General features: G+C 32.9%; 18 protein-coding genes. 8 read left to right on the forward strand and 10 right to left on the reverse strand.

Annotation, left to right across the window (positions count from 1 at the left end):
- Window positions 1-57: 57 nt before the first annotated feature.
- Window positions 58-1,035 (reverse strand): D-alanine--D-alanine ligase, encoded by a 978-nt coding sequence (locus B2U95_RS14190; RefSeq protein ID WP_296317287.1) that lies wholly within the window; start codon window positions 1,033-1,035, stop codon window positions 58-60.
- 172 nt (window positions 1,036-1,207) lie between these two features.
- Between B2U95_RS14190 and B2U95_RS14195 the strand changes: the two genes are divergently transcribed.
- From B2U95_RS14195 to B2U95_RS14210, 4 genes are all read left to right on the forward strand, one after another.
- Window positions 1,208-1,756, forward strand: coding sequence for a PASTA domain-containing protein (locus B2U95_RS14195; RefSeq protein ID WP_296317289.1), 549 nt, complete (start codon window positions 1,208-1,210; stop codon window positions 1,754-1,756).
- Window positions 1,757-1,766: 10 nt separating this feature from the next.
- Entirely contained in the window at window positions 1,767-2,804 is a 1,038-nt protein-coding gene (locus B2U95_RS14200; RefSeq protein ID WP_296317291.1) for an RluA family pseudouridine synthase, read from the forward strand.
- Window positions 2,805-2,883: 79 nt separating this feature from the next.
- Window positions 2,884-3,642, forward strand: coding sequence for a peroxide stress protein YaaA (gene yaaA, locus B2U95_RS14205; RefSeq protein WP_296317293.1), 759 nt, complete (start codon window positions 2,884-2,886; stop codon window positions 3,640-3,642).
- 32 nt (window positions 3,643-3,674) lie between these two features.
- Window positions 3,675-4,397, forward strand: coding sequence for a hypothetical protein (locus tag B2U95_RS14210; RefSeq protein ID WP_296317295.1), 723 nt, complete (start codon window positions 3,675-3,677; stop codon window positions 4,395-4,397).
- 183 nt (window positions 4,398-4,580) lie between these two features.
- Here the strand turns inward: B2U95_RS14210 and B2U95_RS14215 are convergent, their stop codons facing one another.
- The 3 genes from B2U95_RS14215 to B2U95_RS14225 form a co-directional block, all read right to left on the reverse strand.
- Window positions 4,581-5,015 (reverse strand): hypothetical protein, encoded by a 435-nt coding sequence (locus B2U95_RS14215; RefSeq protein ID WP_296317296.1) that lies wholly within the window; start codon window positions 5,013-5,015, stop codon window positions 4,581-4,583.
- A gap of 127 nt (window positions 5,016-5,142) precedes the next feature.
- Window positions 5,143-6,594 carry an FAD-dependent oxidoreductase gene (locus tag B2U95_RS14220; protein WP_296317297.1) on the reverse strand — a complete coding sequence of 484 codons (1,452 nt, stop codon included), beginning with the start codon at window positions 6,592-6,594 and terminating at the stop codon, window positions 5,143-5,145.
- A 789-nt stretch (window positions 6,595-7,383) separates the two neighbouring features.
- Window positions 7,384-7,956 carry a GldL-related protein gene (locus B2U95_RS14225; RefSeq protein WP_296317299.1) on the reverse strand — a complete coding sequence of 191 codons (573 nt, stop codon included), beginning with the start codon at window positions 7,954-7,956 and terminating at the stop codon, window positions 7,384-7,386.
- 157 nt (window positions 7,957-8,113) lie between these two features.
- On the opposite strand from B2U95_RS14225, the gene B2U95_RS14230 reads away from it, so the two are divergent.
- From B2U95_RS14230 to B2U95_RS14245, 4 genes are all read left to right on the forward strand, one after another.
- Window positions 8,114-8,920 carry a tryptophan-rich sensory protein gene (locus B2U95_RS14230; RefSeq protein ID WP_296317300.1) on the forward strand — a complete coding sequence of 269 codons (807 nt, stop codon included), beginning with the start codon at window positions 8,114-8,116 and terminating at the stop codon, window positions 8,918-8,920.
- A 101-nt stretch (window positions 8,921-9,021) separates the two neighbouring features.
- The gene (locus B2U95_RS14235; RefSeq protein WP_296317301.1) at window positions 9,022-10,305 is read left to right on the forward strand and encodes a DEAD/DEAH box helicase; all 1,284 of its coding nucleotides are present in this window, start codon (window positions 9,022-9,024) and stop codon (window positions 10,303-10,305) included.
- 3 nt (window positions 10,306-10,308) lie between these two features.
- Window positions 10,309-10,524, forward strand: coding sequence for a DUF6500 family protein (locus tag B2U95_RS14240; protein WP_296317302.1), 216 nt, complete (start codon window positions 10,309-10,311; stop codon window positions 10,522-10,524).
- 1 nt (window position 10,525) lies between these two features.
- Entirely contained in the window at window positions 10,526-10,753 is a 228-nt protein-coding gene (locus B2U95_RS14245; protein ID WP_296317304.1) for a VF530 family protein, read from the forward strand.
- Window positions 10,754-10,803: 50 nt separating this feature from the next.
- On the opposite strand, the gene B2U95_RS14250 is transcribed toward B2U95_RS14245, so the two are convergent.
- The 6 genes from B2U95_RS14250 to B2U95_RS14270 all read right to left on the reverse strand — a co-directional run bounded on the left by B2U95_RS14250 (window position 10,804) and on the right by B2U95_RS14270 (window position 15,929).
- On the reverse strand, window positions 10,804-12,108 hold the full coding sequence (locus B2U95_RS14250; RefSeq protein ID WP_296317306.1) for a serine hydrolase domain-containing protein: 1,305 nt from the start codon (window positions 12,106-12,108) through the stop codon (window positions 10,804-10,806).
- A 143-nt stretch (window positions 12,109-12,251) separates the two neighbouring features.
- Window positions 12,252-12,470: a GNAT family protein gene (locus tag B2U95_RS16230; RefSeq protein WP_339614583.1), complete on the reverse strand. Its 219-nt coding sequence runs from the start codon at window positions 12,468-12,470 to the stop codon at window positions 12,252-12,254.
- The gene (locus B2U95_RS16235) at window positions 12,452-12,781 is read right to left on the reverse strand and encodes a GNAT family N-acetyltransferase (protein ID WP_339614584.1); all 330 of its coding nucleotides are present in this window, start codon (window positions 12,779-12,781) and stop codon (window positions 12,452-12,454) included. Before B2U95_RS16235 ends, B2U95_RS16230 begins: the two co-directional genes overlap by 19 nt.
- Before the next feature lie 96 nt (window positions 12,782-12,877).
- A complete protein-coding gene (locus B2U95_RS14260) occupies window positions 12,878-13,051 on the reverse strand; it encodes a hypothetical protein (RefSeq protein ID WP_296317350.1) in 174 nt (57 codons plus the stop codon).
- 127 nt (window positions 13,052-13,178) lie between these two features.
- The gene (locus tag B2U95_RS14265; RefSeq protein ID WP_296317307.1) at window positions 13,179-14,069 is read right to left on the reverse strand and encodes a YitT family protein; all 891 of its coding nucleotides are present in this window, start codon (window positions 14,067-14,069) and stop codon (window positions 13,179-13,181) included.
- A 138-nt stretch (window positions 14,070-14,207) separates the two neighbouring features.
- Window positions 14,208-15,929 (reverse strand): amidohydrolase, encoded by a 1,722-nt coding sequence (locus B2U95_RS14270; RefSeq protein WP_296317308.1) that lies wholly within the window; start codon window positions 15,927-15,929, stop codon window positions 14,208-14,210.
- Window positions 15,930-15,986: the final 57 nt, after the last annotated feature.

Below are 15,986 nucleotides of genomic sequence, written 5' to 3' on the forward strand. Positions count from 1 at the left end.
TAGCAAATATAAGATTTATGATTTTAACTTACAGAGCGATTCAAAAATCAGACACTATTATTTATTTAACGCTTCTTTTATAGCATTGTCAAACAGCTCTTCCATACTAATGCCAGCTTTTGCAGCTTGTTGCGGTAAAATACTTTCATTTGTTAAACCAGGCACTGTATTAACTTCTAATAAGTAAGGTTCATCATTTTTAAAGATAAATTCACTTCGAGAAAAGCCTGATAGACCTAAGATATCATAGATTTTCTTTGCTTTAAGCCTAACTTTGTTTACATAGTCATCAGAAATACGAGCAGGCGTAATCTCTTGAGATTTACCTTCGTATTTTGCTTGGTAGTCAAAGAAATCATTTTCAGAAACAATTTCTGTAATTGGTAAAACGGTTGTTTCTCCTTTATATGAAATAACACCAACAGATACTTCAACTCCGTTTAGAAATTCCTCTATAATGATTTCGTTGTCTTCTTTAAAAGAATTATCGATTGCAGCTTGTAAATCTTCTTTTTTATAAACTTTAGAAATTCCAAAACTACTCCCAGCTTTATTGGCTTTTACAAAACAAGGTAGACCTACTTTACTAACTATAGTATCTTCGTTAATGGTATCACCAAGATTTAAACAATAGCTTTCAGCAGTTTTAATACCATACGGCTTTAATGTTGCTAATAAATCTCTTTTATTAAAAGTAAGTGCGGCTTGGTACATGCTGCAACTTGTTTGGGATAAGTTTAATAATTTAAAATAGGCTTGCATGTAACCATCCTCACCAGGTGAACCATGTATGGCGTTAAAAACACAATCAAATGTGATTTTAGTTTCGTTAACCAAAACTGAAAAATCATTCTTATCTATTGGGAATTCTTCATTAAAGTCATTCACAAAAACCCATTTATCCTTAAAGATATGAATGCGATAGGTATTATAAATATCTTTATTTAAGGAGTTATAAACAACGTTGCCGCTTTTTAGTGAAATTTGATATTCACTAGAATAACCTCCCATTATAATTGCAATATTTTTTTTCATTATCTAGTTTAAAAAAAGCTATAATGTAAAAGTATCATTTATTTTAATTTGAACAACTCGTTATCAATGTAAAGTGTAATTATGAACTAAATATCTACTTCTTACGTATTTTAATTATGCAGCGTTATTATAACGTTATATTTTATTAGTTTTGCCTACAATTATTTAGCTTATGAGTTTTGTTAAGTTTATTACCAGCAAAGTGTTTTTTAAACAATTGGCGCTTGCTATTGTCGCTACGATAGTTTTGTGTTTTATAATGTTAAAGTGGTTAAATGTAACAACCAATCATAATGAATTTGTCGTTGTTCCTGATTTAAAAGGCAAATCGCTAGAGACTGTTAAGATTGAATTAAGAGATAGTGATTTGGAATTTAAACTTCAAGATTCTGCAAATTTCAATCCTAATTACCCAAGATATTCTGTTATTGAACAAAGTCCAAAAGCTGGTGAAAAGGTTAAGGAAAATAGAAAAATATATCTCATAACAAATCCATCTGGTTATCGTAAAGTTTCAGTTCCTAATATACTAAAAAGTACCTTTAGACAGGCAAAACCTCAATTAGAAGCATTAGAATTTAAAATTGGTAAGATTACCTTTAAAGATGCTATTGGTGAAGGTGTAATGTCTATGTCTCACAATGGAAAACCCCTTAAACCTGGAGACTTATTACCATTAACAACTGAAATTGATTTAGTTGTTGGAAACGGTAAATTATAGTCCAAATATAATGACTAATACATCAGACAATTCAAAAGTAGAAGACGAGCGTTACGAACACTTCTCATTTAAAGTAGACAAAGGACAAAGTCCATTGCGTATAGATAAATTCTTAATGAATTGCGTTGAGAATATTACACGAAGCAAAATTCAGAATGCTGCCAAAGAAGGTGGTGTTTTGGTTAACGATGCTCCTGTGAAATCTAACTATAAAGTAAGACCTCACGATGTTATATCGGTAACCTTTGAGCATCCTGCTTACGAGCAGCTTTTGGTTGCAGAAGACATGCCTCTAGATATTGTTTACGAAGATGATGACTTATTAGTCGTAAACAAACCAGCAGGAATAGTTGTACATCCTGGACATGGTAACTATTCTGGGACTTTAATAAATGGTCTTATTTTTCATTTTAATAATCTACCAAACAACTCTAGTGACAGACCTGGTTTAGTACACCGTATAGATAAAGATACGACAGGCTTATTAGTTGTGGCTAAGACAGAACTTGCTATGACGCATCTCTCTAAACAATTTGCTGATAAAACAAGCGAACGCGAATATGTAGCTTTAGTTTGGGGAAATATAGAAGAAGATGAAGGCACTATAGAAGGACACATAGGTCGTCATCCTAAAAATAGATTACAGAATACTGTTTACCAAGGCCAAGATGAGCATTATGGTAGACCAGCAGTGACGCATTTTAAAGTCTTAGAGCGCTTAGGCTACGTTACTTTGGTAAGTTGTAAACTTGAAACAGGTCGTACACATCAAATACGCGTGCATATGAAGCATATTGGGCACACATTATTTAATGACGAGCGTTATGGTGGTGAACGTATTTTAAAAGGCACAACGTTTACTAAATACAAGCAATTTGTAGATAACTGTTTTAAAATTTTACCAAGACAAGCACTACATGCTAAAACATTAGGATTTGTACATCCAACTACCGGAGAATTTTTACGATTTACAGCAGAGGTACCTCAAGACATGATGCAATGTATAGAGAAGTGGAAAATCTATTCGAAGCATCAAGAGAATGAATAGTGCTATTGGTATTAATTGTTAAATGTCATTTTTAGTTTTAGTTCTAGTTTGTAACTTTGAATTAAAATAAAATCAAGTTATGAAACTCGTATTATCACCTGCTAAATCCTTAGATTTTGAAACGAAACTCCCAACGACTAAAACTACAGAGGGTTATTTTTTAGCTGAAGCTGAACATTTAAATAAATTATTAAAGAAGAAATCGGCTAGAGGTTTATCTACGCTTATGCATATTTCTGATAATTTAGGGCAGTTAAATTACGAGCGTAACCAAGACTGGCAATTACCTTTTACACCAGATAATGCAAGACAAGCTATTTATGCTTTTAGTGGTGACGTTTATAGAGGCTTAGATGCGTATACTATTGATATCAAAAAGTTAGACAAAGTAGAAAAAACGGTGAGAATCATATCTGGACTTTATGGTATTTTAAAACCTCTAGATTTAGTACAACCTTACCGATTAGAAATGGGTACTAAAATGCCAGTAGGTAAAAACAAGAATTTATATGAATTCTGGCAGAAGAAAGTGACACTAGCACTAAATGATGAGCTAGACGATGATGAGTTATTTTTGAACCTAGCTAGTAACGAGTATTTTAAAGCGATAGACACCAAGGCTTTAAAAGTCCCAGTGATTAATATTGCTTTTAAAGAATTTAAAGGTGATAAATATAAGATTGTAGCCATCTACGCTAAACTAGCAAGAGGGTTAATGACACGTTATGTTATAGATACTGATGCTAAAACCATAGATGATATTAAAGCATTTAACTATGATAATTACGGTTTTAGTGAAGAACTATCCTCAAAAACTGACTTGGTTTTTACGAGATAAAACGTATAATTAATAAGAATTAACTTTTTCCAATGTACTATTACATAATTGTTGCTCTTCAGGCTTATTGTATATATCACGCCTACAAAAATCAAAAACCGTATTACTGGTATTTTCTTATATTCTTTATTCCTGTATTTGGTTCACTTATTTATGTAATCACTCAGGTTTATAATAAAAATGATGCAGATAAAATTCAGGGAGAAATCACTTCAATTATCAATCCTACAAAGAAAATTAGCGACTTAGAAAATAAAATTGAATTTTCTGATACATACACCAATAGAATAGAGTTGGCAGATGCTTATGTTCAAAATAACGATATGCCAAATGCTATAGTTCAATATAAAAAGACTTTAGAAGATATAGATCAGAATGATTTATATGCACGTCAGCGTTTGGTGTTGTGTTATTTTCAGATGAAAGATTACAATGGTGTTGTAGAACATGCAAATAAGATAAAACACAAGTCAGAGTTTAAAGGGTCTAAACAACAATTCTGTTATGGTTTGGCATTAAAAGAACTTGGTAAATTAGAAGAGGCTGAAGTACAACTAAAAGAAGTAGACAGACCTTATTCTAATTATGATGAGCGTTTAGAATTGGCTAAATTTTATTTGGAAAGCAATAGAACTACTGAAGGTAAAGCATTATTACAAGAAATAGCTTCAGAATCAGAGAATATGACCAAGCCAAATAGAAGAATTTATAGAGCTACAATTATTGAAGTAGAACGCTTATTGAAGACACTTTGATGTTTGCTCACTGATAACCTTATCTGTTTTTTATTAAAAACGTTACTTCATTAAAATGAGTAACTCAAATTTAACTATCGCAGTTCTCATTATAAAAGTCAATAATTATCTCAATATGCTTAGTGCGCTTAAATTCTTTTTTTTAATTTTTTTGATAAGAATTGGACAATCCTCAAAGAATTTTTAGTTGTTTTTTTTTAAATGTTGGCTTCCAAAAATCTGTTCGCTCTTACCTAGTTTAGTGACTGTATCTCCAGAGTCTTTATTAACGTAATATTCTCTAAAATCATCTGTAAGTAAAAGAGATATTGGGGCTAGGTCATCTCCATAAGTTTTAGAATATTCTGCTGCATATAGATTTATAATACCTTCATATTCTTTAATAACCATTAATAAAAGAGGTCTCTTGCCCACAATAATTTTGTATTTATATATAAAAGTTTCACCGCCCCTTTTAATCTTTATTTCTTTAACCTTTATGTAGTTATATTCTGTTTTTTTCTTCTTTTTGTTTTCCTTAAACTTAATATTCCTTTGATCTAATATTTTTACTTCACCCTCAACGACCTCTCCATCTCTAAAAGTTAATGTTACAGGTTCGTAGCCTTTGGCATTCAAAGAAATTACTGAGATGAGTAATAGTAATATAACTATTGTTTTTTTATGTATTAGTTTTTAATTTGTGTTTTACAAATTATGAAGCTTCCGTTATTTGGTTTTTTTTGAGATGCAAATTTAACCATTATCATAAATCTTTACGTTTCAGAAAACCTCCTCTAGGTGAATTACTTTCGTGAAGTACAATTTCGGAATGAAGAAACTGTGCAGCCTTAGCTGAATCTTTCACTTTGGAAGCCGTACGTTCTAACATGTCTGATTCAAAATCAGTTAACACACTTTTCCGTATTCCAGCTTCTCTCCACCGAGATAAAGGTCTACATCCTTTTGTGATTCCGCGAGCTAAAGCTAGAGCATCTAACAATGCTTGATTCGCTCCCTGTCCTTTAAACGGACTCATAGGGTGAGCCGCATCTCCGATTAGTGTGATTTGGCCTTGGTTCTCCAATAATTCTGGCTCAAGTAATTCTCGGTCATAAACAGGATAGCCAGAAACCTGAGCTTCTAGTGTTGCTGCTAAAATCTGAGGAATAGGATCGTGCCATTGTGTTCTACGACAAGCTTCTTCTTTTAGTGCTTTAGTTCCTTTTACACTTAATGCTTTAGCTTCTTTTTCGGCCATTGGAAAGCTAAGTTGCCACATTATTGAATCTGATGTATAAGGCATCATGTATATCCGTTCATTACCATTAGCGGTTTGAAACACCGTAGCAGAATCTAACAAAGCACTATCAAGACCTTTAAGATTGCTTAAAGGACAAATGCCTAATATTACAATACAACCTAGATATTGTAAAGGAGTCATAGCCTCACCAATCAGTAAATTCCGCACAGAACTTCGTAAACCGTCGGCTCCAACAACCAAATCTGCTTTGGCGCGTTTTAGCTTTCCATCTATTTTAAAACTCAAATCAATACGATCACCTTCATCTTTTTTGAAATCTACTAACTGGTATCCCCATTTTACAGCATCATAACTACCGAGTTGCTTAAGTAATGCTAATCGCAAAGACTGTCTTGCAATATGGACATTTGTGCGCTTCTGAGATTTTGTTTTAGTGTCTGAATCCATCCACTTCCGCATTCCCCATTCCCCAATCACTTTTCCGTCTGTAGTATGAACCACATGCCTTGTTGAAATGACTCCGTCTTCTAAAGATAAAACACCAAACCCTTTCATTGCTTTACTGGCTTGTTGCAGCGTTAGCCCATAGCCTTGAGATCGCTCATCGAAGCTACTATCGCGTTCATAAAGTGTGAATGGAATTTGGCGATGTAAACAAGCTACAGCGAGAGCGACACCTCCTATACCACCGCCAATAATAGCAATATGTGGGTAGTTTTCTTTATCTGCTGTTGGATGGTTGGTAGAATGAACCAACCCAGATCCTCTGCAGTTTATACAAGAGTATTGCTCACCTTTAGGACGAATTGGAGTAGTGCCTTCATCCTTGTTTTTTTCAAATTCATCTAATTTTATTTGGTATTGAAGTCGTACTTTTTTATTGATTTTCCGAGTCTTTCTCCCTAGTCCTTTACATTTTTCGCAAATAGTCCAGCTAGCCTCTTCATTTTCCATCTGTTTTACTTTTTCTTTATTTAGCTTGGATTTGATTCTTTTCTGTATTAAATTATTATAAGCTATTAGTTTTTTAAGCACCTAAATTTAGTAAACAAATCACAGATAGAAAATTCTAGCGGACATGAGCGCAGCGAACTGGTGTAGCAATTTTTGTAAGTTGGGTAGGGTTAGCATAAATTCTATTATCTATACTGGTAAAAACAGCCTTTTAATTTCATGTCAAAGTTAAATATTTATCTCATATTAATTTTTATGAATATACCAAGCGAAGCTAACGAGATAATTATTGCAGTTATTTTAATTTCTGTAGTGTGGGCTTTAGTCATTTATTTAACGAAAAATAGTAATTACAGAAGCAGCAGAAATAAAAGGGCTAGGAAGCAGTTTTAATCTGCTGAATTTGCTTTTCTATCAGTTAGGTGTTTGGTACAGGTTCCTATTCCGTAAGCTTCATAATCCTAACGTTTTAGTTTTCAAATTCTGTTAAGTAACTAGTCCTTTTAAGTTCCTTATTTTTACTTCGCAACATTTGTAATATCTTTTCCTTTGCCCAGATTTTCAATTCCGATTTAAATACTGTACTCAGAAAGTAACACAATCTACTTAATTTTGATGATTGTAGAACGCTATTTTTTTCCATTAATGCCAACTTGATTTGTATGGTTAGTTGCGCGGTTAAGCAACTAAATTAGTAAACAAATACGGACTAGAGAAAATTACGAAGGAATTTTCCAGATAAGCACTAGCCAAAGCAATTAATTACACATCGTGTTGGCTAACGTACTTTTATTCCGACTCATACATTTTTTTTCGTTCTTCGTTTGCTATTCGTTCTAATTCTTTATTCCTAGGGTCTTGCATTAGTTTTTTTTCAGCCTCAACATATTCTGGGAAATCTCGACATTGCAATTCCAAAAGGGTTTCATTTTTGGTAAATAGCATTAAAGTTCCAAATACTCCAATAATCAATATTCTAAACAGCAAATTTTTATAAAATTCAGCTTTTGTTTTTGAAAACTTAAAGATTGAGATTATCAAAATCGGAATTAATCCTAAAAGTCCAACCATTAAATTCCAACTTCCGTAAGGCCACCTTTGATATTTGAATAAAATTCCAATAACTACTAACGATAAAGTAATTCCAGTAAGAATTATTCCAGTTTTTCTTAGAGAGCTTTTTTTCTCTGTTAAGTCTTTCGTGATACTGTTCAAAAGTTTGAAACTAAAAAAGAAATAAATCAATGATAATATGAATGCAGAAAGTGTAATTAAAAGAGCAGAATAAGGATAGTTCGTTATAAGTCCTAAGACCATAAGGAATATTGTTCCAAAACCCAGTATTTTTTCAATTTTGTTCATTTATGTATGTCGTTAGGGTGTGTTTGCCAACAATGGGATTTAGACTATATCCACATTATATGTGTCTTTAAACGAAGTTAGTTGAAAATTTTTGGAATCTAAAGTTAGAGAATACTTAACCTTCAGGATTTTAATTGGTTTTTCTTAACTTGTAAGCATGAAAAAAATACTACAAATAGCAAACGGTTTAGCATTAGGGTCTACCATTTTCATCAACTATTTATCTAATACTGGTCTTATGAATAACACCACAATTGGCGAAATTTCGGACGATTATAGATCGCTGTTTACTCCATCAGGTTACACCTTTGCTATTTGGGGAATTATCTATTTATTATTGTTTGGTTTTGCAATTTACCAAGGTCGTAGTCTTTTTGTGAAGGTAAAAAATGATGATTTTATATTTAAAATAGGTTGGTGGTTTGTAGCATCTTGTGTCTTTAATTGCCTTTGGATATTTGCTTGGATTTATGAATATACAGGTTGGTCTTGCTTATTTATTTTCTTGTTATTGGCATCGCTGCTTAAAATTGTAACTAATAATCGCATGGAATTAGACGATGAGCCATTTCCTATTATCGCTTTTGTATGGTGGCCATTTGTAGTGTATGCTGGTTGGGTGACTGTAGCAAGTATTGCTAATGTTTCAACATACTTAATTAAAATTGGTTGGAATGGTTTTGGGCTTTCTGAGGTTACTTGGACTATTATTCTAATAACAATTGCCATAGTTATAAATCAATACATACTTTGGAAACGAAATATGCGCGAATTTGCTGTTGTTGGAGCTTGGGCTTTAATTGGTATCGGTAATGCAAATAAAGGTACTAACGCATCTATACTTTATTTTGCTTTCGCTGGTGCAGCCATTTTATTAATTTGTTGTGCAATCCATACCTATCAAAATAGAGCGACGAATCCGTTTATAAAATTAAAAGAGGCGATGAATTCTTCAAAGGCATAATAAACATGCTTTTCATATTAGCCTCGCGATAAATAAATGTAACTTCGCGCCAAATTAAAGGAGTGACCTAATTTATAGAGTTTGCTTCATAAACTTTATATATGTCATTTAAATCATTAGGCCTTTCTGAGCCGTTACTAAGAGCAATTAGTAAAAAAGGATACGAAATACCTTCACCTATACAAGCTAAAGCCATTCCTCCAGTATTAGAGGGTAAAGATGTCTTAGCATCAGCACAAACTGGTACTGGTAAAACAGCAGGTTTTACATTACCATTATTACATTTATTATCCGAAAACCCTAAAGATAAATATAGACCTATTAGAGCCTTAATTTTAACTCCAACGCGTGAGTTAGCAGCTCAGGTGTATGCCAATGTTAAGGAATATAGTGAGTTTTTAAACATAAAGAGTGCTGTTGTTTTTGGCGGAGTAAATCAAAAACCACAAGTTGCTACGATTAGACAAGGTATTGACGTTTTGGTTGCAACACCAGGTCGTTTATTAGATTTAGAAGGTCAAGGTGCATTGTCTTTAAAACGTGTCGAAATTTTCGTTTTAGATGAAGCAGATCGCATGTTAGACATGGGTTTTTTACGCGATATAGAACGCGTTATGAAATTAATGCCAGACAAACGTCAAAACTTAATGTTCTCGGCAACCTTTTCTAAAGAAATAAAAAAGTTAGCCTATACTATTTTAAACAATCCAGTACAAGTAGAAGCGACACCAGAAAATACAGCTGTTGAGGTTATAGAACAAAAAGTACATCGTGTTGCTAAAGGCAAAAAGACAGGTTTAATTATTAAGCTAATTTCTGAAGGTAACTGGAAACAAGTATTAGTATTTACCAGAACAAAACATGGTGCTAATAATCTTTGTAAAAAGATGATTGGAGCAGGTATTACAGCAGCAGCTATACATGGTAATAAAAGCCAAGGAGCACGAACTAAAGCTTTAGCCGGATTTAAAACTGGATCTGTTAGAGTATTAGTAGCCACTGATATTGCAGCACGTGGTTTAGATATTCCTTTATTACCGCATGTTGTTAATTTTGAATTGCCTAATATTTCTGAAGATTACGTGCACCGAATTGGTAGAACAGGTAGAGCAGGAGCAAGTGGTGAGGCCATATCTTTAGTAAGTGCAGATGAGACAAGTTACTTACGTAGTATTGAAAAGCTTATTGACATGAGAATTGATGTCGAAATTATTGAAGGTTTTGAGCCAGATCCTAATGCATCAACTGAGCCTATTAAACAAGGTCAGAATAGAAGCCAAGGACGTGGTCGTAACTCTAGTTCTAATTCGAGAAGCTCAGGAAATACAAGAACAACTAACCGAAATAAGAGCGGTAATAGACGTCGTAGCGATAACCGAAGTTAAGAAGTGACTAAAGCATTAAAAGATAAAATCATTGAAGTTTGTGAGCAAAAAATCGTTAAGAAAGGCACCAATGTAGGTATGTCATTTTATGCGTTTTTCAAGAATAAAAATGATAATTCAGAGTTGTTGATGGAAGCTGCTACTTGGTGGATTGAAACACATAAGTTAGATCATTTTGAAAAGGCCATAAAAATTAAAGAACTCGTTAAAGACTTATAGTTTGTCAACACAACCCAACAACCCATTACACGGCATAAAATTAGAGCAAATTGTTACTAACCTAGAAGCACATTACGGTTGGGAGTATATGGGTTACGAGATTAATATTCGTTGTTTTACGCAAGATCCTTCCGTGAAATCTAGTCTTAAATTTTTACGACGCACTCCTTGGGCACGTACTAAGGTTGAAGACATGTATTTAAATATGTTGAAAAATAAAAAAGACTAGTTTTTTATTCGTCATTATTAAAATATAAGAACGATTAAAGCACTTTGTAATTACTTACTCTTACTAAGCGCACTGTAAACGATTTTCTCTAATTCAGTATTAATCTCATTGTTGTATTGCGATTGAAGTACTTGTCGTAACTGAATAACAATTAACTCATTAGTAGGGTCTATCCAAAAAGTAGTGCTAAAAGCTCCACCCCAACTGTAAGTGCCGTCTGGTCTTCTAGGGTGGCTATTTGCAACGTCAAAACCAAAACCAAATTTAGCTTTTCCCCAAGGATAGGTAATGGTGTCAATTTGATTTTTATGCATAGACTGAGCGGTTTCAGCTTTTAAAATTCGCCTACCTCCAAGAGTTCCATCATTTAGCATAGCTTGGCAAAATAAGAAATAATCGCGTGCTGTACCTGTCATACCACTACCACCAGAAAAATAGGTTTTTGCTCCTTGAGTTGGGTAATTAGCATTATACATTGTACCCATATCATCAGGTGTTTGCGTAATTTTACCATCTAAGGTCGATACAAATATTTTGGTTAGATCTTTAGTTAAAGAATCATTAAAATAGAAATCAAGTTTATCTATCTCTAAAGGTTTCGTAATATTCTCTCGGATATAATCATTTAATTTTTGTCCTGACGCAACTTCAACAACACGGCCTAAAACATCTGTATTAAGCCCATACATCCACTTTTCTCCTGGTTGATGCATCAATGGTAAATTACCCAATTTACTACACGTTTGCTCAATAGTCATTGGTAAATATGTGCTTAGATCTGGAATATTATTTTTAGCGAGTATTGCACCATTTACTCTAGGATTCATAAATCCATAAGGTACACCTGCAGTATGCGTTAACAAATGTCTTATGGTTGGTATTGTTTTAGAAGGTGAGCTTGTCCAAGTCGTATCTTTAAAATTAAAGTTGGTGATGACATTTGTCTCATTAAACGACGGAATGTATTTCCCAATAGGATCATCCAAATTAATTTCACCAGTTTCAATTAATTGCATAGCAGCAACTGAAACTAGAGGTTTTGTCATTGATGCCATTCTAAATAAATGATCTTTTCTGTACGGTTCTGTTCTTGCAGAATCGGACCAGCCTATTTCAGATTCATAAATAATTTTACCATTTTTTGCAATTAGTGTAACAGCACCAGGAAATTTTTTAGCATCTATAAAATCCATTACCATTTTTTCGATTTTGGCTAAAGTATCCTTTGCTACACCAACTTCACTCGGTTTTGCAAACTTAAATTTTTCTACTAGGGTAACGTCTTTGATTTCGCTTTTACAAGCGCATAGTAGAAGTAAAGTGATAAGCGTAATACTAATGTTAGAATATTTCATTTTGAGTTGGTTATTTTATTTATTGTGTATGGTTAATTGTTGTCTTCTAAGTGTCTAATAATTATTTTTCTTTTGTCAATTGATCTTTTTGTTTATTTTCCATTTTCTAAAATTATTGCTAACGTTTATAGATGGTGTCATCTTTAATCCAATTTTGAATAAATATCCAAACTAATAAATTTCCCATTTTTAATTTCACAATCTTTCATAGTGCCTTCTAACTTAAATTGAAGTTTTGCAAGAGCCTTTTTACAATTATTATTTTCAGTTTCTACAAAACCTTCAATTCTATGTATTCCCATATTATTGAAAGCGTGATTAAAGATAAGTGGCATTGTTTCTGTCATAAGTCCTTTTCCCAATTTTCTGTTAACAACCAAAAACCAATTTCTGCTTTTTTATTTTCTTTACTCAAATCGTTTAATCCTCCTGCTCCAAGAAACCGTCCATCATCTTTTGAACAAACAGCCCACCAAATTCCGTTTTTATTTTTTTCAAGATTAGCAAACCAAATCATTTGTTCTTTTGTTGCTTCCATACTATCGAAACTGATTCCATAATACTTTATAATATCTGGGTGAGAAAGGCCTTTAAAAACATGTTCTAAATCCGAATCAACAAATTGTCTCAAGATTACTCTTTTAGATTCTAGAATTGGAAATTTGCTTTTCATTTTATTTTTGATTTTTAATGATATATAGCATTTGGTATAGCAATTTTAGTTAGTTAGGACTAGCAATAAATTATATACGGTGTGGTGCTTTAGTTATTAATCAACTTCTAAATTTATTAATATTTTTATTTTTTTGAGATTATTTATCTGTAGAGCTATCAAAATCCCAATAAACATTAGCACAATTTCACCAATGGCATATTTTAAATATTTTCCAGTTTTATTTTTCCCCATAAGGTCATATCGAATTTTTCTAAAGAATTTTATCATTGGTTAGCGGTTTGTGGTAATGAAACACAATAATGGGGATATAAACAATAGTCTATATCCCCATTATATAAACAGTGACGAAGTTAAAATAATAATAGCTCAATTATATACGTAACTTTACTTGTATTTATAGTTTTGGTAACTTTTTATTCTTCTTTTTATCTAAGTAATGTCTGAGAATACCACCTTTAACTGAGTTCACATCAAATTCTACGATAAAGGCATTTTCATCAATATCTTCAATAATACGATGCATCTTTTTTATATCAATACGGTTAATGATGGTATGTATAATATCAAAATCTTCTTGGTGACCTTGGCTGCCATAACCTCGTGAGCCTTTGTAAGATGTTAAGCCAGTTCCTAACTCTTTTATTATGGCTAATTTTATGGTTTTATATTCTTTAGATACAATGGTAACACCAATAAAATCTTCAAAACCTTCAATAATTAAATCTGTGACTTTAGCTGTAACGATATAGGTTAAGATAGAGTATAGGGCAACTTCTACAGAAATTACATAAGCGGTAATACTAAATAATATAATATTTAAGACGAGTATAACTTGCCCAATGCTAAAGCCAAATCTATCGTTAAGATAAATGCCCAAAATTTCTGAGCCGTCTAAAACCGAGCCATTACGTATAGCAATACCAATACCTGCACCTAAAAATAAACCGCCAAAAATGGCAATTAGTAATTTGTCGTTGGTTACCGTCCCAAAATTTTCAAAATGAATAAATAAAGCTAAACCTGCAATACTGATAATAGATTTTATAACAATGCGCTTAGATACGGTATAATAGCCTAATATTAAAAAAGGAATACTAAACATAAGCAGTAAGATAGATAAACTAATATCTACCTGAGTACGCACTAAAAGCGCCATGCCAGTAACACCACCATCTAAAAATCCGTTGGGTAAAAGAAAGGCTTTTAAGCCAATACTTGCTAGTATAATTCCGAATGCAATTTGAACATATTCTGAAATGAGTCGGTAAGTTTTTGAATGCTTCAATAGTTTAGTTTTACATATTGAAAGTTACGAAACCTAAACTAATTTAATAATTTTTGAAGCATAAAAAAAAGCCCACTCAAATTAAAGAATAAGCTTTGTTTAGATCACCAATTAGAGTGCTTATTTAGTATAATTTTTTTATTGATTTAGCTTGAATAAAGATTTGCCTTCTTTAATAGTTTCTAAAACAATAATATTCTTAATATCATCTGGTTTTACCTTCAACGGGTTTTTATTTAGAATCACTAAGTCTGCTAATTTTCCGACTTCTAAGGTCCCTTTTAAATCTTCTTCAAAATGTTGAAAAGCAGACCAAATCGTTATGGCTTTTAAGGCTTCGTAGGCTGATAATCTTTCGTTTGGTCCAATCACTTTTCCAGATCGCGATGTTCTATTCACAGCAGTCCAAACTACGCGCATTAAATTTGGTAACGCCACTGGAGCATCTGTATGTATTGTAATATTTAAACCTTTATTTAAGGCTGTTTTTACAGGGCTAATTTTATTTCCTAAGGAGTCTCCAATGATTTCTTTATGCCAATCTCCCCAATAAAAGGTATGTAAAGGGAACAAAGAGTTGATCACGTTTAGCTCTTTATAGGCATCTAATTGATCTTCTCTGATATATTGTCCATGTATTAAAACATTTCTTCGGTCGTTATTGCCATACTTATCAGCAATCGGTTTCATGGTTCGTAGCATTTGATCCATAGCGGCATCACCATTGGCATGGGTTAAAATTTGCCAATTATTTTTGAATGCTTTTTCATAAATGGCTGTAACGTCTTCATCTTTTGGAAGTGCAGGGTAGCCTAAATAATCCTTATCAGCTCCATCAGGTGGTAAAAGATAGGGTTCTGTGCGCCACGCTGTTCTTCCTTGTGGAGAACCATCTAAGGTTAGCTTTAATCCTCCAATGCGATAATGATTATTATAGGTTTTACTATTCCATTTAGAATCCATATGTTGCGAAAAAGCATAATCTATATAAGATATCACATCTATTTTCCAAAAGTCTTTTTCCGCAAATGCAGCAAGTAAATCATGCTGTTCCATCGCACGACCTTCTTGTGCTGTGGTGTAGCCATAAGATAATGCCATATCCTGACCAGCTGTCATTAACTTTAGAAGGGCTTCCTCTGAGGCTGGTGTTAGTGCCTTAGAATAATTTGGAATAGCAGCAAGTTCTTCTAAAACACCATTAGGTTCTTGGCTGTTTGGAAGTCTTCTTATAATGCCACCTTCTGGATCCTTTGTTTCGGAAGTTATTGCTAACATTTCGAGTCCTTTTGAATTTAATGATGCAAAATGACCAGAGATATGAATAACCATAATCGGATATTCGGTAGATACTTTATCTAAATCTTCTTTAGTTGGAAATCGTTTCTCTTCCAAAACAGAATCATCAAATCCGCTACCGAAAATCCATCCTGTAAGCGCTCTGTTTTCTTCAGTGTTCCATTCCTTTAAGATAGCAATAAGCGCAGGAATATTATTTGCCCCAGCATCTGGTGGCGGCAATATTTGAGCACCAATGGCTTGAATACCAAAATTAGCAAAGTGAGCATGCCCATCTATAAGACCTGGTAAAAGTGTTTTTCCTTTGAGATCTATCATTTGGTGTCCTATGCCAGCGACTTCCATTGCTTTTTTGCTATCACCAACAAAGATTATTTTCCCGTCTTTTTCAACTAAAGCGTCTTTATACGATGGGCTATTGCCAACCATGTCTAGAATGTCACCATTATAATAGACTATAGGAGTTTTAGATGAATTTGAAGTCTTGTTTAGAAGTTTAACATCGTCTTTACATCCTAAAAACAATAGACCGACTAGAAATAAATAAAGTGAATTTTTCATTGAATATTGATGGATTTTTTTAATTAAAAATGAATAACTAAAATAATGATTTTCAAT

The organism is Winogradskyella sp. UBA3174 (genome assembly GCF_002364335.1).
Taxonomy (GTDB): domain Bacteria; phylum Bacteroidota; class Bacteroidia; order Flavobacteriales; family Flavobacteriaceae; genus Winogradskyella.

Coding starts and splice junctions, on each gene's coding strand:
- B2U95_RS16235 (WP_339614584.1), bottom strand. CDS start 12,781: ATGAAAAGCAAATTTCCAATTCTAGAATCTAAAAGAGTAATCTTGAGA.
- B2U95_RS14270 (WP_296317308.1), bottom strand. CDS start 15,929: ATGAAAAATTCACTTTATTTATTTCTAGTCGGTCTATTGTTTTTAGGA.
- B2U95_RS14200 (WP_296317291.1), top strand. CDS start 1,767: ATGACTAATACATCAGACAATTCAAAAGTAGAAGACGAGCGTTACGAA.
- B2U95_RS14260 (WP_296317350.1), bottom strand. CDS start 13,051: ATGATAAAATTCTTTAGAAAAATTCGATATGACCTTATGGGGAAAAAT.
- B2U95_RS14195 (WP_296317289.1), top strand. CDS start 1,208: ATGAGTTTTGTTAAGTTTATTACCAGCAAAGTGTTTTTTAAACAATTG.
- B2U95_RS14225 (WP_296317299.1), bottom strand. CDS start 7,956: ATGAACAAAATTGAAAAAATACTGGGTTTTGGAACAATATTCCTTATG.
- B2U95_RS14235 (WP_296317301.1), top strand. CDS start 9,022: ATGTCATTTAAATCATTAGGCCTTTCTGAGCCGTTACTAAGAGCAATT.
- B2U95_RS14230 (WP_296317300.1), top strand. CDS start 8,114: ATGAAAAAAATACTACAAATAGCAAACGGTTTAGCATTAGGGTCTACC.
- yaaA (WP_296317293.1), top strand. CDS start 2,884: ATGAAACTCGTATTATCACCTGCTAAATCCTTAGATTTTGAAACGAAA.
- B2U95_RS14210 (WP_296317295.1), top strand. CDS start 3,675: ATGTACTATTACATAATTGTTGCTCTTCAGGCTTATTGTATATATCAC.
- B2U95_RS14220 (WP_296317297.1), bottom strand. CDS start 6,594: ATGGAAAATGAAGAGGCTAGCTGGACTATTTGCGAAAAATGTAAAGGA.
- B2U95_RS14190 (WP_296317287.1), bottom strand. CDS start 1,035: ATGAAAAAAAATATTGCAATTATAATGGGAGGTTATTCTAGTGAATAT.
- B2U95_RS14250 (WP_296317306.1), bottom strand. CDS start 12,108: ATGAAATATTCTAACATTAGTATTACGCTTATCACTTTACTTCTACTA.